Genomic DNA, 19402 nt, shown 5'->3' with positions numbered 1-19402 from the left:
GTGCAGCGGCGGGGGATGTGCTCGAACTCCTTCCGGGCATACATTCCGGCACGGGGCACGTGTGACCGTCCCGACGGCCCTTCGCGAGACCCCGCCACCTGTTGGCCGTGTCCGGTGGTGAGCCGGACGGGAGGAGTGTTGTCGTGAGGCGCATCATTGCAATGGCAGGGGCCGCGGCTGCGGCGCTGTGCATGGCCACGACACCGAGCTGGGCGGCGACCGCGTCGCCCACGTCGGCGTCCCCGGCAAAGAGCTCGGTCGTACCGAGTGTCACCAAGAGCGCGACGGGCAGCTACATCGTCGTCATGAAGGCAGACCCGCTCGTGCGTTCGATGAAGGTCAAGGACCTGGGCACCCCCCGGGGACGGGAACGCAAGGCCGCTCTGCGGGCGACCCACGACGCGGTGCTCAAGCGCGCCGGTGTCTCCACCACCCAGAGGACCACCGACTACAGCAACGCCGTCAACGGGTTCGCCGTGCGCACCAGCCTTCGCAGCGCCGAGAAGATCGCCCGCGACCCCGGCGTGGCGCTGGTCCTGCCGGACGAGCTGCGACAGCCCACGGCGGTCGCCAGCGACTCGCGGGGCCACGACGACGGGCGGGGCCTGTCCGTCAACGGCCTCAACAGGTTCCTCGGCCTGACCGGCAAGGGTGACGCCTATGCCCGGGGGATCACCGGCAAGGGCGTCCTCGTCGGGGTCATCGACACCGGCATCTGGCCCGAGCACCCCAGCTTCGCCGCCAGGCCGGGACTTCCCGCCGCACCGGTGTTCGACACCGCCGAGCGTTCCGCCTGCGCCTTCGGCAACACAGCCTGGAACCCCAACGACAAGCCCTTCGCCTGCAACAACAAGCTCGTCGGAGCCCGCGAGTTCCTCGACACCTACAAGGCCAACCAGGGTCTCGAGGCGCACGAGTTCGACTCTGCCCGTGACAACGAGGGCCACGGCACCCACACGGCATCGACCGCCGCCGGCAACGGCAACGTCCGCGCCAGCATCTTCGGCGTCGGCAAGGGCGTCGTCTCGGGCATCGCCCCCGACGCCCAGGTGATCGCCTACAAGGCGCTCGGAGACCTCGGTGGCTTCACCTCCGACCTCGCGGACGCGATCGACCAGGCCGTCGCCGACGGCGTGGACGTCATCAACTACTCGATCGGTGGCGGCGCACAGACCGTCAGCGCCGACACCATCGCCTTCCTCTTCGCGGCGGACGCCGACGTCTTCACCGCGGTGTCGGCCGGCAACTCCGGACCCGGTGCTGCGACGATCGGTGGTCCCGCAGACGTGCCGTGGGTGACCGGCGTCGGAGCCACGACCTACCCGACCTTCTACAAGGGGGTCGTCAAGCTCGGCAACGGACGCAGCTACGTGGGCGGATCGGTGACCAGGGGAACGGCCAGGGCCGAGTTCGTCGACGGTGCCCGCGCCGGATCTGCCGGCTCCGACCTCTGCCTCGCCGGCACCCTCGACCCCGCCAAGGTGACCGGCAAGATCGTGCTCTGCGGTCGCGGCACCAACGGTCGGATCGAGAAGAGCTTCGAGGTCCAGCGCGCCGGCGGCATCGGCATGGTGCTCTACAACCAGAACGACGTGGACAACATCTTCACGGACAACTTCTTCGTCCCGACGGTGATGGTGGACAACTCCCCGGGCACCGCGATCCGCGCCTGGGTGAACTCGACTGCGCACCCGGTCGGCAGCCTCGTCAACGGTGGCATCAGCAAGGCTCCGTTCCCGACCCCGACGGTCGCGAGCTTCTCCAGCCGTGGCGAGAACCCCACGTCGGGCGACATCATCAAGCCCGACATCAGCGCGCCGGGTGTCCAGATCATGGCCGGCAACACGCCGTTCCCGTCGCCCGGCACCCAGCCGGCCGGTGAGCTCTTCCAGGCCATCGCCGGGACCTCGATGTCCGGGCCGGTCGTCGCGGGCTCCTACGCCCTGCTCAAGCAGGCGCACCCGGACTGGTCGGCCGCCGCCGCCAAGTCGGCCCTGATGACGACCGCCGACACCCGCGTCCGCGACAACGACCGCAGGACCCAGGCCGGGCCGTTCGCCATGGGCGCCGGTCTGGCCGTGGTCGGTGAGCCGGGCGAGAAGGGATCCGCGTTCCGACCGGGACTGGTCTACGACGCCGGGTTCCTGGACTACCTCGGCTTCCTGTGCGCCGAGGGACCGGAGGCGTTCAGCAATCCGGATGCCACCTGTGCCAGCCTCCGGGCGGCAGGTGTCCCGACGGTGGCGTCCGACCTCAACTACGCCTCCATCGGCGCAGAGGCCGTCCCCGGGGCGACCACGGTCACCCGGACGGTCACCAACGTGTCCGGCAAGAAGGCCACGTTCACGGCCCGGTCGAGCGCCCCGCCCGGGTACTCGGTCAAGGTCACGCCGTCGACCCTGCGGCTCGCACCCGACGAGTCGGCGACGTTCACCGTCACCCTCACCAACGGGGGGCAGGCTCCGTCGGGCGAGTGGCGGTTCGGTTCGCTCACCTGGGTAGGCAGCGGGTATGCCGTGCGCAGCGCCATCGCGGTCAAGGGCGTGGACATCGCGACGCCGGCCACCGTCTCGGGCACGGGCACGTCAGGCACGGCATCGATCCCCGTGCAGTTCGGGCGGGCCGGCGCGTACACGGCCACCCCGCACGGACTGGTGCCTGCGACGGACACCAACGGGACCATCGACCAGGATCCCGACCAGACGTACCCGAGTGCCGACGACGGCTCGGGCGTCGACCAGATCCCCTTCACCGTGAGCGGCGTCAACCTCGCCCGGTGGTCACTGGTGCTCCCCGGCGCCACCGACCTCGACCTCTACCTGCGTGGTCCTGACGGCAGCATCGTCGCCCAGAGCACCAACGGTGGGACCAACGAGGAGATCACCCTGGAGAACCCGGCTGACGGCACCTACACGATGGTGGTCCACGGCTGGGCCGTCGGGACGCCGGGCACGGCGTACGACCTGCGCAGCTGGCTGGTTCCTGACGCCACCGGCGGCAGCCTCCAGGTGACCTCGGGCAGTCCCGTGACCGCAACGGTCGGTGGCAGCACCACCGTCGGTCTGGCCTGGTCCGGCCTCACCGCCGGGACCGACTACCTGGGCACGGTCAGCCACGCCATCGGCGGAGTGGGGGTGGCCACGACCGTGGTGTCCGTGACGGGATGACCTGACCGGGCCACCTGGCGGTGGCCGACAGCACCAGCAAGCGAGGCCCCGGGATCAATCGATCCCGGGGCCTCACTGGAGCTGACGATCAGGTCAGAGCACTCAGCGGTCGAAGCGGACCTTGAGCAGCATGTCCTGCGCGTTGTTCGTCGTCTTGGCCACCGTGATCTTGGTGCCCGAGCCGGCGACCTGGACCGAGTTCTGCGGGTTGTCCGCAGTCCAGTACTTCTTCTTGTCGAGGTCGTAGAACGTCGGGATCGCCTTGCTCGACTTGACCGTGGTCGGCACACCGTTCATGTGGAAGGTGACCGCGTCGGTCTTCTCCTGCCCGAAGGTGGCGTCGAACGGCTGACGACGGTTGCCGAGCAGGGTGCCGTTCGGGAACTTGACCGGCAGGTAGCGCGCGTCCACCGGGAGCACCTGGCCGTGGCCGGGGTGCACGCTGGTGTTGTTGTCGCCGTACTGGCCGTCGACGTACGTCACGAGCAGGCCGTTCTGGTACGGGAAGCGCTCCACCCAGTCGGGACGGGTGTTGGACCAGCCGAAGTTGTACGGGCCGGTCTTGAGGGTCTTGTCGTACCCGTTGTAGACGCGGTTCTCGGCGAGGTAGTAGTGCTGCACGACCTCGGAGGTCGAGCCACCCGTGCGCTTGAACCCGTTGGCGGTCCAACCGTTGTCACCGTTCTCGACGGTGTCCGTGAGGACGTTCGCACCGTCAGCGGTGACGGCGATGTCGTCGAGGAACGGGCCCTCGTAGTGCAGGCCACCGTCGGTGGCGTAGCGGAACCGGAAGGTGATGTTCTGGCCCGCGTACTTCGACAGGTCCCAGGTCTTCTGGGCCCACGGCGTCAGACCAGCGTTGCCGGCCGGGCCGTCGACGAGTCCGCCGACCTGCTCCCACGAGCCGCCACCGTTGGTCGACACCTCGGCGTAGAGGGCGTCGTAGTCCTGCTCGATGTTGTACTGCAGCCAGGCCGAGATCGACGCGGACTTCTTGCCGGTCAGGTCGATGGTGCGGGCCAACGTGGAGTTGAGGCCGTCAGCCGAACCGCCCCACCACTCGAACGAACCGCTGTGCGGCTTGTTGTAGGTCGTGGTGACAGTCTTGTCCGGCAGGTTGACGAGCAGGGCCTGCGGCAGCTTGGCGTCGTCGCGGTCGGCCGGGCCGATCTTCACGTCGCGGTCGAAGCCGTGGTTGACCTGCTGGTAGTCCAGCCAGCCGAGCTGCAGCTTCTCCCAGGCGCCCATGTTGCCGGGCGTGGTGCCGATCGAGTCGGTGCCCTTGTTGAGCCACGAACCACCGGACATCAGCGTCCAGAAGCCGGTGCCGTTGTCGCCACCCGCGGTGTCGTACAGGTCCGGCAGACCGAGGTCGTGACCGAACTCGTGCGCGAACACACCGAGGCCACCGTTCTCCGGCTCGGTCGTGTAGTCACCGATCCACATGCCCGAGTTGCCGAGCGGCACACCGCCGAGCAGGTTTCCGGCGGGGCCGGTCTTGCCCTGGTTGTTCGAGTAGGCGTACCAGCGGTGCGACCAGATGGCGTCCTCGCCCTGGGCGCCGCCACCGGCTTCCTCGCCCTCACCGGCGTGGATGGCCTGGAAATGGTCGATGTAGCCGTCGGGCTCGTTGAAGTTGCCGTCGCCGTCGTAGTCGTAGCGGTCGATCTTGTCGAACTGCGACAGGTAGGACTTGATCTGGGCGTCGGTCTTGCCCTGGGCCTTCTGGTCGTTGTACCAAGCGGTCGCGGTGTCGGCGATGAACGGCCAGTAACCCGCGGCGTCGCTCTGCTTGTTGCTGCCGTAGGCGGCCTCGTTGTAGGGCACGGAGACCCAGTTGGAGACGTCACCCTTGGCGAGGAAGCGACCGTTGGAGAGCTTGGTGTAGAAGTCCTTGAACGACTCGCCCTCGCCGAACATCATGTCCAGGTAGTGCTGGCGGTTGAAGTCCTTGGTCCAGTAGGTCGAGTTGTCGTCCGTCTTGCTGCCGTCCCACTTGCGGTCGGGGGCCGGGATCTGGTTGTGGACCGGGCCGGCGGTGCCACCGGTGGTCGTCTTGGTCTTGGAGCCGAAGTCGGCGAGGACAGTGAAGATGTCCTCCTCGCGGTTGACCGGCCACGAGACGTACTTGTCCTTGGCCGCCTTCGTACCGCGGGCCGCGGCGTTCTTGCTGCCCTTGACCTTGATGACGCGCTGGCCACCACGGGTCTCGGTGGTCGCCTCGCCCTTGATGAGCTGGTTGACGGCCTCCTCGCGCAGGTCGCGCTGGGCGTCACCGAGCGGGTTCGGCAGGTCGTGCGGCCGGTTCGTGTAGTTCGGGTCCTTGGCCACCACCGGGGCAGGTTTTGCCTGCGCAGGGGCGGAAGCCACACTCATGGCGACGGCCGCGACGGCCACCCCCGAGAGAACGCTGACGTAACGTCTCTTCACTGATCCTCCAATTGACGTTCACCACGTGTGCACCTGGGTCCGGCACACACAAGGGCGAGCCAAACACGGGATCAGGTCTGGCGGATTGTCCGGATTGGTCAGGAAAGCGTAAAGAAATTCACCCGTTCGGCCGATGGGCGACGTGTTAACGAACATGGTGAGCCAGGTCACATCGCAGCGGCTGGACACGGGCTCCCTAGACTCTCGCCCGTGAACTTCTCCTCGGCCTACGACCAGGGCTTCGCGCGTGTCGCGGCCTGCACCACGCCGGTGACGATGGCGGACCCGGCGGCCAACGCCGCGGCGATCCTCCAACAGGCCAGGACCCTGCACGACGAGGGTGTCGCCGTCGCCGTGTTCCCCGAGCTCAGCCTCTCCGGCTACGCCATCGACGACCTCTTCCTCCAGGACGTGCTGCTCGACGCGGTCGACGCCGCGGTGGTCGAGCTCGCCCGCGCCAGCGCGAAGCTGCGCCCCGTGATCGTGGTGGGGGCGCCCCTGCGACACGGGAACCGGCTCTACAACTGCGCCGTCGTCATCCAGGGTGGCGAGGTCCTCGGAGTGGCCCCGAAGGCGGCCCTGCCCAACTACCGGGAGTTCTACGAGAAGCGCTGGTTCGCCTCGGGCGCCGAGCTGCAGGACCAGCACCTGCACGTGCCGCACTGGCCGGGAGCCGACGAGGACGGCGACGTCATGTTCGGGACGGACCTCGTCTTCGAGGCCGTCGACCTGCCCGGGCTCGCCGTCCACGCGGAGGTCTGCGAGGACATGTGGGTCCCGGTGCCCCCGAGCTCACGAGCGGCGTTGCAGGGAGCCACGATCCTGCTCAACCTGTCCGCCTCCCCCATCACCGTCTCCCGCGCCGAGGACCGGCACCTGCTGGCCCGTTCGGCGAGCGTGCGGTGCAACGCCGCCTACCTGTATGCCGCCGCCTCCAGCGGGGAGTCGACGACCGACCTCTCGTGGGACGGCATGACGATGGTCTACGAGATGGGTGACCTCCTCGGCGAGACCGAGCGCTTCCCGCGCGGTCCGCAGGCCACCGTCGTCGACGTGGACCTCGACCGGCTGCGCCAGGAGCGGATCCGGCAGGGCTCCTTCGACGACAACCGCCACGCCGCGACGCTGCTGGGTGATGGAAACCCGGTGCGGGTCAGGGAGTTCACGCTCAACCCGCCACGCACCGACATCGGCCTGCGCCGAAAGGTCGACCGCTTCCCGTTCGTCCCCGACGACGCCGAGCGGCTGGCGCTCGACTGCTACGAGGCCTACAACATCCAGGTCTCGGGGCTCGAGCAGCGGCTGCGCGCCATGGCCACGGACACGTGGCAGCCCAAGATCGTCATCGGGGTCAGCGGCGGGCTCGACTCGACGCACGCCCTCATTGTCGCGGCCAAGGCGATGGACCGGCTCGGTCGCCCCCGTACCGACATCGTCTGCCTGACGATGCCCGGCTTCGCCACGAGCGAGGGCACGAAGAAGAACGCCCTCCACCTCATGGAGTCGCTCGGCACGACGTGGGAGGAGCTCGACATCCGCCCCGCCGCGACGCAGATGCTGCGGGACCTCGGCCATCCGTTCGGTCGGGGCGAGGAGGTCTACGACGTGACCTTCGAGAACGTCCAGGCCGGCCTGCGCACGGACTACCTCTTCCGTGCGGCCAACCAGCGCGGCGGGATCGTCCTCGGGACCGGCGACCTGTCCGAGCTCGCCCTCGGCTGGTGCACCTACGGCGTCGGCGACCAGATGTCGCACTACGGCGTCAACAGCGGGGTGCCGAAGACGTTGATGCAGCACCTGATCCGCTGGGTCGTCTCGAGCGGGCAGTTCGAGGGCGAGGTCAACGCGACGCTCACCGAGATCCTCGACCAGGAGATCAGCCCCGAGCTCGTGCCGACCAAGGAGGGCGAGCGAATCCAGTCAACGGAGGACTCGGTGGGGCCGTACGCGTTGCAGGACTTCACCCTCTTCCACGTCGTCCGCCGCGGCTACCGGCCGAGCAAGATCGCGTTCCTCGCGTGGCACGCCTGGCACGACGCCCAGGTCGGCCAGTGGCCGGCGGGCTACCCCGAGAGCCGGCACACGGCATACGACCTCGGCGAGATCCGGCACTGGCTGGAGGTCTTCGTGACCCGGTTCTTCGCCAACCAGTTCAAGCGGTCCGCGCTGCCCAACGGGCCGAAGGTCAGCCAGGGCGGCACGATGTCGCCGCGCGGTGACTGGCGCATGCCCTCGGACGCCCGTGCGACCGCGTGGCTGGCCGAGATCGAGCGCCACGTCCCGAAGGCCTGAGTCGGGGCCCGCACCCGCTGCCCTGCATAGGATGCGGGCATGAGCGACCAGCCCACCTCCCCCACGGCCTCCTCCGAGGTCACCGCTCCCTACGGCACCGGGGTGCAGGCCGCGCCCCAGCGGCGAGTGCGCATCCCGCACCTGCAGGCCATGAAGGTGCGCGGCGAGAAGTGGGCGATGCTCACCGCCTACGACATGTACTCCGCCGAGATCTTCGACGAGGCCGGCATCCCGGTGCTGCTCGTCGGCGACTCGGCCGGCAACAACGTGTACGGGTTCGAGACGACCGTGCCCGTCACCGTCGACCACCTCGTGCCCCTCGTGCGTGCGGTCACCTCGGCGGCCCGACGCGCCATGGTCGTCGCGGACCTGCCGTTCGGCTCCTACCAGGCCAGCCCCCAGCAGGCCCTCGCCACCGCGACGCGGTTCATGAAGGAGGGCATGGCGCACGCCGTGAAGCTCGAGGGCGGTGCGCCCATGGTTCCCGAGGTCGAGCTGCTCGTCCGGGCGGGCATCCCCGTCATGGGGCACATCGGGTTCACCCCGCAGAGCGAGCACGTCCTGGGTGGGTACAAGGTGCAGGGCCGCGGCGACACCGCCGACCGGCTCGTCGAGGACGCGCTGGCCCTGCAGGAGGCCGGGTGCTTCGCCGTCGTCATGGAGATGGTGCCGGCGCCGCTGGCCGCCCGCGTCACCGAGGTCCTGTCGATCCCCACGATCGGGATCGGTGCCGGGCCCGAGTGCGACGCGCAGGTCCTGGTCTGGCAGGACATGGCCGGCCTCCGGGGCGGCAAGGCACCCCGGTTCGTCAAGAAGTACGCCGACCTCCGGGGCGAGCTCGGCCGCGCTGCCGCCGCGTATGCCGCGGACGTCGCCAGCGGGGCGTTCCCGGCGGCGGAGCACTCCTTCTCCGAGTAGGCACCGGCGCTGCTGCCGGGTGGATCCGCGAAAGATCGCGCAACGGTAGGAGCCGAGGAGCGTCCTGCGCGGCTAGCGTCCCTCCGAGGACTCGGACCGGGTCCGCCCCACCTCGTCATCGGAGGACCTTCGTGACCCCTCACCGACGCACCACGACCCTGGCCGCACTCGGCGTGACCGCCCTCGCCCTCTGTCTCGCTGCCGGACCGGCCCAGGCGACCAGGGCCGCGAGCACCACGACCGGGTCCGGCTCGGTCTTCATGGTCAACCCCGTGCAGTCCTCCGGCGACCAGTCGCTCACCGACCAGAAGGACTCGGACGCGGCCGTCCCGGCGTCGGCCTACGCGAAGGTCGCCCTGCGCAATCTCGACGGCTCCGGGTATCTCCGCGGGTCCTGGGTGACGGTCCAGTCGGCCACGGGGACCCCTGCCTACAGCGCCACCAACACGTTCACCTACACCCGGCACCAGGACCAGTTCGAGCAGGTGATGGCCTACTTCTGGGTGAACCAGGCGCAGGAGTACCTGCAGTCGCTCGGGTTCGGGTCGACGTTGCCGGGCATCGTGCACCAGTCGTTCGACGTGAAGGTGGACCAGTACGGCGGCGACAACTCCTACCAGACCGACAAGCCCTACCGGGTGCGGCTGGGCAAGGGGGGCGTCGACGACGCTGAGGACGCCGAGGTGATCGTCCACGAGTACGGCCACGCCGTGCACGCCTCCCAGGTCCCCGGCTACGGCACCAGCGAGGAGGCCGGGGCGATCGGTGAGTCCTTCGGCGACTACCTCGCCGTGTCGGTCGGGCTGGCCGCGGCGAAGCAGTACGGGTGGCCGGTCAAGGCCGAGGAGGCCTGCCCGATGGACTGGGACTCGACCTCGTACACGGGCGCACCCCACTGCATCCGCCGGTTCGACCTGGGCCTCACGGTCGCCGACAAGCAGGGCGAGGTCCACTACGACGGCCAGATCTGGAGCCAGGCGCTCTGGGAGATCCGCAAGGGCTACCAGGCGATGGGGAAGACCAGTGCGGCCTGGGACCGCACCCTGGTCAACAGCCAGTTCTCCTACGCCCCCGGCACGAGCTTCTCCGCAGCCGCGAAGGCCACGTATGCCGAGGCCCTCGCCAAGGACGGCGCAGCCGCTGCGGCCCTGGTGAAGGACCGGTTCGCCGCTCGCGGCATCAGGTTCTAGCCGCGTCGTCGCCCTGACCCGGCGACGGGGTGCCGCCGTCGCCGGAGCGGGACGTCAGGGGGTGGTGGCCCCGCACCGCCGCAACGCCAGGAGGGCGTAGGTGCGCGCACAGTCCACGAGCTCGTCGACCGCCACCGACTCGTCCACCGCGTGGGCGTGGCGCAGCTCCCCCGGACCGAACTGCAGGGTCGGCACCCCCTGGGCGGCGTAGTGCCGCAGGTCCGAGCCGTACGGCGCACCCTCCACGCGGGGAGCCGCGGCCCCAGCGTGCACCGCCGCCTCCACCGTCTCGCCCAGCAGGGCGTGGCCCTCCGGCAGCGTTCCGGAGGCGAACGCACCACCGGGCCAGGTCACGCGGACGGGGTGCTCGGCCAGCCACCGATTTCTTTCTCCGAGCTGCACGATCGAGTCCTCGAACACCCGCCTGGCCGCGTCGAGCGGCTCTCCGGGCAGCACGCCGTACCGCCCCTCGGCGACCAGCAGGTCGGGCACGGTGCTCGCCCACGTGCCAGCGCGCACGATCCCGATGGAGATGGGCGCGACCAGGTCGAGGTGGGCGAACGCGGCTGGTGCGTCCGCGTTCCGGGTCGCCTCCAGGTCTCGCAGGCAGTCCTGCACCGCAGCCAGGTGGTCGAGGGCACTCTCGCCCACGGTGCGGGTCGACCCGTGGGCCGCGCGGCCGTCGACCTCGAGCCGGAAGGTCAGGGAGCCTGCGTTCGTGGGGATGACCGCACCACCCGTCGGCTCGGCGATGAGGCAGGCGTCGGCGAGGTGCCCGGCGCGGAGGGTGGCGAACGCACCCACTCCCCCGTCCTCCTCCCCGCTGACGAGGTGCACCGCAAGGGAGCGGGTCGGCGTCACGCCCACCGTCGTCAGGGCCCGGACGGCCGCCAGGATCGAGGCGACGCCGCCGAGCATGTCGCAGCTTCCGCGTCCCGCAGCCGTGCCACCGGCCACACCCAGGACGAAGGGATCGGTCCGCCACCGGGCGGGGTCCTCGACCGGCACGACGTCCGTGTGCCCGCACAGGGCGAGTGCGGGGAGGTCGTCCCGGCCGGCCGGTCCCCAGGTGCCGACCACGCCGACGACCGCATCTCGTGCCACCTCCATGCCGGGGAAGTCCGGGTGGGCCGCCTCCGCCGCGAGGTCGACGTCCCACTCGGTGACGTGCAGGCCCAGCTCGCGGAGGCGCCCGGCGCACCAACGCTGCACGGCCACCTCACCGGCACTCCCACCCACCGGGGCGAACGCCACGAGCGCCGCGAGGTCAGCCAGGAGCGCGTCGGTGTCGACGGCCGAGAGGACGCGGCGCTCCTGCTCGGTCGGGGCCTGCAGTGGGGACGTCATGGCGCGAGCCTGCCACGGCCCGCGCGGGCCGAGGGGCCGCAGCCTACGGTGGGGTCATGACGCTGCGCATCGGGTACAAGGCCTCCGCCGAACAGTTCTCCCCCCGCGACCTGCTGGAGTTCGCCGTCCAGGCCGAGCAGGTGGGCCTCGACAGCGTGATGGTCTCGGACCACTTCCAGCCGTGGCGGCACCACGGCGGCCACGCTCCGTTCTCGCTCGCCTGGCTCGCTGCCCTCGGTGAGCGCACCGAGCGGGTGCAGCTCGGGACCTCGGTGATGACCCCCACCTTCCGCTACAACCCGGCGGTCGTCGCCCAGGCGTTCGGCACCCTCGGCTCCCTCCAACCCGGCCGGGTCATGCTCGGCATCGGGACGGGCGAGGCCCTCAACGAGGTCGTCGTCGGCTCGGTGGACGAGTGGCCGGAGTTCAAGGAACGGTTCGCGCGGCTCCGGGAGGCGGTGACGCTCATGCGCCTGCTCTGGACCGAGGACCGGGTCACCTTCGAGGGCGAGTACTACCGGACCACCGACGCGACGATCTACGACAAGCCCGACCAGCCGGTGCCCGTCTACGTCGCCGCCGGCGGGCCGCTCGTCGCCCGCTACGCGGGCCGCGCGGGTGACGGCTTCATCTGCACCTCCGGCAAGGGCGAGGAGCTCTACCGCGACAAGCTGCTGCCGGCCGTGGACGAGGGCCTGGCCAAGTCCGACCGCACCCGCGACGACCTCGACCGGATGATCGAGGTCAAGCTCTCGTGGGACCCCGACCGCGAGCAGGCCGTGGCGAACTGCCGCTTCTGGGCGGCCCTGTCCCTCACCCCCGAGCAGAAGCACGGCACCAGCGACCCGCTCGAGATGGAGCGGCTCGGTGACGAGCTGCCCGACGAGCAGGTGGCGTCGCGCTGGATCGTCACCGACGACCCCGAGGAGGTCGTCGCGGCGGTCAAGCCGTACGTCGACCTCGGTTTCAACCACCTGGTGTTCCACGGTCCGGGCGCCGACCAGTCGCGCTTCCTGACGACCTTCGCCGACCGCGTGCTGCCCGGTTTGCGCGAGTTGGGCTGACCGCGGGTTCCCTTGCGCCCCAACCGAATCTACGCTGGGTACGGACGGTCGACCGACCGGGTGAGCCTGGCACGAGAGGGACGATCATGACCGAGATGGAGCCCCGCACGCGCTGGTCCGAGGTGTCCGGCGGGCCCGGCGCTGCCACGGCATACCAGCAACGCTTCGACGACCTGGCGGGCCAGGGCGTGGACATCCACGGGGAGGCGGCCTTCGTCGCCTCCCTCGTGTCTCCCCCGGTGCGCGTGCTCGACGGCGGCTGCGGGACGGGCCGCGTGGCGATCCAGCTCACCGCGCTGGGCTACCACTGCGTCGGGGTGGACGCCGACGCCGACATGATCGCGGTCGCCGAGCAGCGGGACCCGTCGACGACCTGGGTGCGCCAGGACCTCAGCCGGCTCCAGCTGCGCTCGCAGGCGTTCGAGCTCGCCGTCCTGGCCGGCAACGTCGTGCCGCTGCTCGCCCCCGGCACCCTCCTCGCGGCGGTCGGCCGGGTCGCCGCCCACCTGCAGCCCGGCGGCCTGCTCGTGGCCGGCTTCGGGCTCGACGCCGCGCACCTGCCCGGCGGCTGTCCGGTCACGCCGCTCGCGGACTACGACCGGGCCTGCGACGTCGCCGGGTTGTCGTTCCTGCGCCGCTACGCGACCTGGGAGCGGTCGCCGTGGGTGGACGGCGGCGGGTATGCCGTGTCGGTGCACCGCCTCAACGACTGAGCTGACACGGCAGGCGGGGGCCGCTCAGGCCTCGGTGGTGCCCTCGTTCCACGCCTTGTCCTCGGCGTCCCAGTCCTCGGTGTTCTTCCGTGCGCTCTCGAGGGCCGACGCAGCAGCCTCCTGGGAGTCGTAGGGCCCCATCAGCTGGGCGCCCTGACTCTTGTCGTCGTCGCTCTCGACCTGGTGGGTATCGACGTTGAACCAGTAAGCCATGGGGGGTGCCCTCCAACTCGACGGATCTGTGGACCTCTCTAGACTCCACCGTATGCCGACGACCTACGCAAGCGTGGCCCCGGGCGAGGTGTCGCCGCGTCGCGCCGTCCCCGCGACCATCGAGCGACCGGAGTACGTCGACCGGCCGGCCCCGAAGCGCGAAGAGGGCGGCGACGTCAAGGACGCCGAGACCATCGAGAAGATGCGCGTCGCCGGCCGGATCGCCGCCCAGGCCATGGCCGCCGCTGCAGCCGTCATCGCCCCCGGTGTGACGACCGACGAGGTCGACCGGGTCGGACACGAGTTCCTCATGGACCACGGGGCGTACCCGTCGACACTGGGTTACAAGGGGTTCCCGAAGTCGCTGTGCACCTCGGTCAACGAGGTCATCTGCCACGGCATCCCCGACAGCCGCCCCCTCGAGGACGGCGACATCGTCAACATCGACATCACGGCGTTCATCGGCGGCGTTCACGGCGACACCGATGCCACCTACCTGTGCGGCGAAGTCGACGAGGAGTCGCGCCAGCTGGTCGAGCGCACCCACGAGGCGATGATGCGGGGCATCAAGGCCGCGGTCCCCGGGCGTGAGATCAACATCATCGGCCGCGTGATCCAGAGCTACGCCAAGCGCTTCGGCTACGGCGTGGTCCGCGACTTCACCGGGCACGGGATCGGCACCGCGTTCCACGGCGGACTGATCATCCCCCACTACGACGCCGCGCCCTCGTACGCGACGATCATCGAGCCCGGCATGACCTTCACGATCGAGCCGATGCTCAACCTCGGTACCCCGGACTGGGACATGTGGGACGACGGCTGGACGGTCGTCACCAAGGACCGCCGGCGTTCGGCGCAGTTCGAGCACACCATCCTCATCACCGAGAACGGCAACGAGATCCTGACGCTGCCGTAACGCACCACCCACCCGCCGCACGGCGCGGCGACCGCAAGGAGGCGGCACACCATGTCCAAGCACGCCACGCAGGGACTCCCGCTCGGGATCGACGTCGGGGGCAGCGGCATCAAGGGCGCGCCCGTCGACCTGTCCTCCGGGTCGTTCGCCTCGAAACGGATGCGGATCGACACCCCGGCCACCTCCACCCCGGAGGCCGTCGCCGAGGTGATCGACCAGATCGTCGACCACTTCGAGGACGTCCGCGGCGACTCCCCCATCGGTGTCACCATCCCCGGCGTCGTCACGCACGGTGTGGTGCGCTCAGCGGCCAACATCGACAAGTCGTGGCTCGACTTCGACGCGGAGCCGATGCTGGAGAAGAAGCTCGGCCACGACATCGTCCTGGTCAACGACGCAGATGCCGCCGGGGTGGCGGAGCTGCACTACGGCGCTGCCAAGGGGCAGAAGGGTCTCGTCGTGATGACGACGCTCGGCACCGGCATCGGCTCGGCCCTGATCTTCGACGGCCGTCTCATCCCGAACTCCGAGCTCGGCCACCTCGAGATCGACGGGTTCGACGCCGAGTCGCGAGCGGCCTCCTCGATCAAGGACAAGGAGGGCCTGAGCTACCCCGAGTGGGCCGAGCGGCTCCAGCGCTACTACAGCCACGTCGAGGCCCTGCTGTGGCCGGACCTCTTCGTCGTCGGTGGCGGGGTCTCCAAGGACGCCGCGCAGTTCCTGCCCCTGCTCGAGCTCAAGACCCCGATCGTGGCAGCGACCCTCCAGAACAAGGCGGGCATCATCGGGGCGGCGCACCTCGCACAGGAGGAGCACGACCGGCGCAAGAAGTAGTCCCCCCGGGGCCGGGTCAGGGCGTGCAGTAGCGCAGCACGTGCCCGGCCCCACCGGGCGCCGCCAGCTCGAGGTCCCGACGGACCACGCGCACCGACGGCGAGGTCCGGCACGCCGCGGCGAACCCACGGTCCGTGTACTCCACGTCGAGGACCCGGGTGCCGTACACCCGGGTGAACGCACCACATTCCTCGTACCGGCCGCAGTCCTCGGTCACCGCGAAGTCGAACGCCGGTCGCCCGGGTGCGTCGAGCAGCTCGACGGTGTTCTTCTGGGCGACCGCGAGGCCGCGGGCGTGCGCGGCCGCGACCAGGAGCTTCGCGTATGCCGCCGCGTCGGCCTGCGTCAGCCGCCCACCGGACCGGGTCCACGAGTCGAGGTTGTCGAGCTCCACGGCCTCGAAACCCTGGCCGACGCAGGAGTCCAGCTGGGCGGAGACGACCGTCGCGGCCGCCTGCCGGAGCGCTGGACGGCCGATGTCGATCAGCAGCTCGCCGGGCCAGCCGGGGTCCGTGACCGGAGCACCGGACGCATCGCGCACGACGAGGGCTGCGCGGTCCCTCAGCCATGCGTGCCGGTCCTGCGGCTGGGTCTGGAAGGCGTTGACGTAGCAGACGCCGTAGCGATCCGACGGACTCGGCGACTCGCGGTCCCGCACCACGACGGTGACACCCGCAGCAGGTGGGTAGGGCTCGTCCAGCTGGTAGTCGAACGCCCCGGTCGTGGGCGGCAGGTGGACCGCGGCCGCCGGCCGCGAGGTGGTGGTGCTTCCCGAAGGTCGCACCGAGGTCGTCGCGGTCGCCGCGGGAGTCGCGCTCCGACCGGACGACTCGCCGGTCGCCGGCGCCGTCGAGCAGGCACCGACCACCGTGACGGTGGCCAGCACGACCACCGACCTCACAGCGCGGACGGGGCGAGGCACGTCAGCGCATCGAGACGAGGTCCTGGAGCAGGTCCGCCTGGCGCCTGCGGAACAGGTCGGCACCCACGCGCACCGCGACGACGAAGGCCGCGGCCCCCAGCACCGGTCCGATGACCAGCACCAGCCAGGCCGCCCAGGCATGCCCGAACAGGGCCACCGCGAACAGCACCAGCGCCGGCAGCGACAACGCCATGACGGCGCCCCCGCAGACGGTCTGCACCGCGAACGTCACGCCGACCGAACCCGGGCGGCTGCTGAACGGGCTCTCACCCGGCGAGGGCACGGCATACTGCTTGACCGCGCTGGTGACCGACGCGACGGCGAACCCGTTGAGCACCACCGCCACGCCGGTGCCCAGCGCCGCCGGGAAGTACGCCCACGAGCCGCCCAGCAGGGGTCCCAGGAGGGCGTAGCCGGGCACGCAGACGAGGGCCAGCACCCCCGAGGGGAACAGCCGTCCCACCCGGTCCGCCACCCCGTCCACTCCCGAGGCCACGTGCAGCCAGAAGGCCGTGGAGTCGTAGCCGACGTCGTTGTGCTGCCCCCAGCCGATGAGGTAGGCGGCCACGAGGGGCATGACCGCGAGCAGGCCGTCCGACCCGTCACCAGCCAGTCCGGGGAACAGCAGCCCGGCCGGGAGCAGGACCGTCATGATGGCCGGGAAGTTGAAGCGCGGGTCGCGGATCCAGTAGGTGCCGGCCCGGGCCGCGATCGCGCCCATCGGTGTGCCGGGGAGCGCCGCGAACAGGCCCAGGCCCCGGCGGGCGCCGCCACCCTCCCCGGTCGACCCCCTCGGGTTGCGCAGGACCGACACGAGCAGGCGTTCCCAGACGAGGAACAGCGCCAGCGCCGTGGCCGCTGCGAGGAGAAGACGCAGGCCGGCCTGGCCCCAGTGACCGAGCAGCACGTCGCCCGACGCCGCCCACGCCCACCCGAGCGGCGTCCACGCGAGGACGTCGGCCAGGCCGACGAGGCGCTCACGGGTGACACCCCCGTCGTTGATGAAGCCCAGGAGCGGTCCCACGGCGAGGAAGAACAACAGTCCCCCGACACCGGCGACGTCGCGGCCCCGCCGCGAGGCCAGCACCGCGGCGGCGGCGCCGGAGACGACCCGGCTGGCGATGAGGCAGGCCGCGAGGCCCAGCACCCCTCCCACGAGTGCCACGAGGGCCGCGAGCGGGCTGCGCGTGGAGGCGAACACCATGCCGAGGACGATCAGCACGGTCCCGATCCCCGGCAGCCCGACGAGGGCACTGAGGAGCAGCCCCACGGCGAGCGTCCGTTCCCGGACCGCGAACGTCGCGAACCGTGTCGGGTCCAGGGTCGGGTCGATGCCGAAGAGGACGACGGGCAGCAGCGCCCAGCCGGCGACCAGGCCTGCTCCACCCACGGTGAGGACGGTGCGGGTCAGCTCCGCGTCCCCCTGGAATCGCAGCGTCGCCATCAGCACGAGGATCCCGATGACGATGCCGCCGCCGTAGAGCATGCCCAGCACCATCCCGACCAGGGCTGCCACGCTGCGCCGGAACCCGTTGCGCAGCAGGTCGAGCTTCAGTCGGAGGAGGTGCGCAACCATGCGAGCCCCTCCACGTCGGTCTGTCCCCCGACGAGGTCGAGGAAGCGGTCGTCGAGGCTCATCCCGGCCCGGACGTCGTCGACGGTGCCGTGGGCGCGCACCTGTCCGGCGGCGATGATCGCCACGTGGGTGCAGATCCGCTCGACGAGGTCCATGACATGGCTGGAGAGGACGACCGTGCCACCGTTGGCGGCGAAGTCCTCCAGGATGCCGCGGATGGTCCGCGCCGAGACGGGATCGACCGCCTCGAACGGTTCGTCGAGGACGAGCAAGCGCGGGGCGTGGATCAGGGCACAGGCCAGCGTGACCTTCTTGGTCATGCCGGCCGAGTAGTCGATGACGAGCTTCTCCGCGGCGTCGGTGAGCCCGAGGGCCGCCAGCAGCTCGTCGGTCCGCTGCCTGACGAGCTCCCGGTCCATGCCCCGCAGCAGGCCTGCGTAGGTGACGAGCTGACGACCGGTCAGCCGGTCGAACAACCGCAGGCCGTCGGGCAGCACCCCGATCCGGGCCTTGGCCGCGACCGGGTCGCTCCACACGTCGGCGCCGAGGACGTGGGCCGTGCCCTGGTCGGGGCGCAGCAGGCCGGTGGCCATCGAGAGCGTGGTCGTCTTGCCGGCACCGTTGGGACCGACGAGGCCGAAGAACGAGCCCCGCGGGACGTCAAGGTCCAGGTGGTCGACGGCGACCATGTCGCCGAAGCGCTTGGTCAGGCCCCGCAGGCCCAGGGCGATCTGGTCGTCCGGCATGGCCACGACGCTAGCGCTGACGCGCCACCAGCATGGCCTTCTTCGGGACGTCAGACCGAACGGTGTAGCGCCGCGGCTTCGTGTCGTCCTGCTCGGCGTAGCCCATCTTCTCCAGGCGCATGAGGACGACCGGGCACTGCTTGCAGCGCGGCTTGTCCTTGCAGCACTTCTTCTTGGCCTTCGCGGTCGTGGTCGCCTTGGCCTTGGGGTCCTTGGGCACGTCACGAGCGTAGGTGAGGCTTACCTAACCGCCAAATCCAGTCCGGCCACCGGTCAGGAGTGGAACTCCCGGCTCGCGCCGCCCGACAGGTCGTGGATCTGCGTGTCCGGGGACCCGAGGTTGGCCGCCTGCGTGAGGTAGAGCGTGCGCCCGACCTCGCTGAGGAGGGCGTCGTGGACCGGGATGGCGTGGGGGGCAGCGAGCCTGCGCAGGAAGCCGGTCATGTCGCGGCTGCGCGCCCACGGTGCGCTGAGGGGGAAGGCGAGGACGTCGACCTTCCCGGGCTCGGCGTCGAGGGCGTCGCCCGGGTGGAAGAACGTCGGCTCCCCCGGTGCCGTCACGCGCATCCCCGTGTTGTGGATCCGTGGGATGTCGTCGTGGATGAGGGCGTGCATCTCGCCCACCCCGGTCACCGTGACCGCACCCACGGATACCTCGGCGCCGGCCGGCAGGGGTTCAGCGTCGATTCCCTTGTCCTCGAGCTGCTTCGCGGTCTCGGGGTCCGTGACGAGCCGAGCACCGGAGTTCGCCGACAGCAGTCCCGGCAGTCGCTGCACGTCCAGGTGGTCGGGGTGCTGGTGCGTGACGAGCACGGCGTCGAGGTCGCGCTGGCCCATGGCGTCCGGGGAGAAGGTCCCCGGGTCGATCAGGATGCGTGCGTCCGCGAGCTCGACGAGGAGGCAGGCGTGGCCGAGGTGGGTGATCCGCATGGATCCACCGTAGGGCGCGTCGCCGGACGCGGCACCCCCTCCCCCGTTCGGTCGATGGACACGAACCCGTTACGGGGAGGTACCGCTGGGGCAGGTGGGAAAGACTGGTGCTCCCCCACCCTGGACCGCACCCAGGGGCCCACC

16 protein-coding genes are annotated in these 19402 nt (G+C 70.5%); 8 read left to right on the top strand and 8 right to left on the bottom strand.

What is annotated here, in order from left to right:
• Window positions 1-143: 143 nt before the first annotated feature.
• A complete protein-coding gene (locus tag ACYVKF_RS15095; RefSeq protein ID WP_460967486.1) occupies window positions 144-3167 on the top strand; it encodes a S8 family serine peptidase in 3024 nt (1007 codons plus the stop codon).
• Between the two features lie 102 nt (window positions 3168-3269).
• On the opposite strand, the gene ACYVKF_RS15090 is transcribed toward ACYVKF_RS15095, so the two are convergent.
• Window positions 3270-5597 (bottom strand): immune inhibitor A domain-containing protein, encoded by a 2328-nt coding sequence (locus ACYVKF_RS15090; protein ID WP_235529261.1) that lies wholly within the window; start codon window positions 5595-5597, stop codon window positions 3270-3272.
• 210 nt (window positions 5598-5807) lie between these two features.
• On the opposite strand from ACYVKF_RS15090, the gene ACYVKF_RS15085 reads away from it, so the two are divergent.
• From ACYVKF_RS15085 to ACYVKF_RS15075, 3 genes are all read left to right on the top strand, one after another.
• A complete protein-coding gene (locus tag ACYVKF_RS15085; RefSeq protein ID WP_460967484.1) occupies window positions 5808-7889 on the top strand; it encodes an NAD(+) synthase in 2082 nt (693 codons plus the stop codon).
• Between the two features lie 39 nt (window positions 7890-7928).
• Entirely contained in the window at window positions 7929-8807 is an 879-nt protein-coding gene (panB, locus tag ACYVKF_RS15080; protein WP_056917529.1) for a 3-methyl-2-oxobutanoate hydroxymethyltransferase, read from the top strand.
• A gap of 131 nt (window positions 8808-8938) precedes the next feature.
• Window positions 8939-9997: a M36 family metallopeptidase gene (locus tag ACYVKF_RS15075; protein ID WP_460967481.1), complete on the top strand. Its 1059-nt coding sequence runs from the start codon at window positions 8939-8941 to the stop codon at window positions 9995-9997.
• Between the two features lie 54 nt (window positions 9998-10051).
• Here ACYVKF_RS15075 and ACYVKF_RS15070 read toward each other — a convergent pair whose 3' ends face one another.
• Complete coding sequence (locus tag ACYVKF_RS15070) at window positions 10052-11344, bottom strand: ArgE/DapE family deacylase (RefSeq protein ID WP_460967480.1); 1293 nt, start codon at window positions 11342-11344, stop codon at window positions 10052-10054.
• Between the two features lie 56 nt (window positions 11345-11400).
• Here ACYVKF_RS15070 and fgd point away from each other — a divergent pair, with 56 nt between their 5' ends.
• Both fgd and ACYVKF_RS15060 read left to right on the top strand, forming a co-directional pair.
• A complete protein-coding gene (fgd, locus tag ACYVKF_RS15065) occupies window positions 11401-12408 on the top strand; it encodes a glucose-6-phosphate dehydrogenase (coenzyme-F420) (protein WP_460967478.1) in 1008 nt (335 codons plus the stop codon).
• Window positions 12409-12494: 86 nt separating this feature from the next.
• Window positions 12495-13121, top strand: coding sequence for a class I SAM-dependent DNA methyltransferase (locus ACYVKF_RS15060; RefSeq protein ID WP_056917533.1), 627 nt, complete (start codon window positions 12495-12497; stop codon window positions 13119-13121).
• A 24-nt stretch (window positions 13122-13145) separates the two neighbouring features.
• Here ACYVKF_RS15060 and ACYVKF_RS15055 read toward each other — a convergent pair whose 3' ends face one another.
• Complete coding sequence (locus tag ACYVKF_RS15055; RefSeq protein ID WP_056917534.1) at window positions 13146-13334, bottom strand: hypothetical protein; 189 nt, start codon at window positions 13332-13334, stop codon at window positions 13146-13148.
• Between the two features lie 52 nt (window positions 13335-13386).
• On the opposite strand from ACYVKF_RS15055, the gene map reads away from it, so the two are divergent.
• Both map and ppgK read left to right on the top strand, forming a co-directional pair.
• Entirely contained in the window at window positions 13387-14250 is an 864-nt protein-coding gene (gene map, locus ACYVKF_RS15050) for a type I methionyl aminopeptidase (protein WP_460967475.1), read from the top strand.
• A gap of 51 nt (window positions 14251-14301) precedes the next feature.
• Window positions 14302-15084: a polyphosphate--glucose phosphotransferase gene (ppgK, locus tag ACYVKF_RS15045; protein ID WP_056917536.1), complete on the top strand. Its 783-nt coding sequence runs from the start codon at window positions 14302-14304 to the stop codon at window positions 15082-15084.
• 16 nt (window positions 15085-15100) lie between these two features.
• Here ppgK and ACYVKF_RS15040 read toward each other — a convergent pair whose 3' ends face one another.
• Genes ACYVKF_RS15040 through ACYVKF_RS15020 form a run of 5 tightly spaced genes read right to left on the bottom strand, consistent with a single transcriptional unit; the run spans window position 15101 to window position 19258 of the window.
• Window positions 15101-15970 (bottom strand): endo alpha-1,4 polygalactosaminidase, encoded by an 870-nt coding sequence (locus tag ACYVKF_RS15040; RefSeq protein ID WP_460967473.1) that lies wholly within the window; start codon window positions 15968-15970, stop codon window positions 15101-15103.
• Between the two features lie 37 nt (window positions 15971-16007).
• Window positions 16008-17582, bottom strand: coding sequence for a hypothetical protein (locus tag ACYVKF_RS15035; protein WP_460967471.1), 1575 nt, complete (start codon window positions 17580-17582; stop codon window positions 16008-16010).
• Window positions 17558-18328 (bottom strand): ABC transporter ATP-binding protein, encoded by a 771-nt coding sequence (locus ACYVKF_RS15030; RefSeq protein ID WP_056917538.1) that lies wholly within the window; start codon window positions 18326-18328, stop codon window positions 17558-17560. Before ACYVKF_RS15030 ends, ACYVKF_RS15035 begins: the two co-directional genes overlap by 25 nt.
• 10 nt (window positions 18329-18338) lie before the next feature.
• Entirely contained in the window at window positions 18339-18548 is a 210-nt protein-coding gene (locus ACYVKF_RS15025) for a hypothetical protein (RefSeq protein ID WP_056917539.1), read from the bottom strand.
• Window positions 18549-18601: 53 nt separating this feature from the next.
• Window positions 18602-19258: an MBL fold metallo-hydrolase gene (locus ACYVKF_RS15020; RefSeq protein ID WP_056917540.1), complete on the bottom strand. Its 657-nt coding sequence runs from the start codon at window positions 19256-19258 to the stop codon at window positions 18602-18604.
• Between the last annotated feature and the right edge of the window lie 144 nt (window positions 19259-19402).

Source organism: Pedococcus soli (assembly GCF_054782575.1).
The sequence above is the reverse complement of the archived record's forward strand: the minus strand, read 5'-3'. Positions and strand labels throughout refer to the sequence as shown.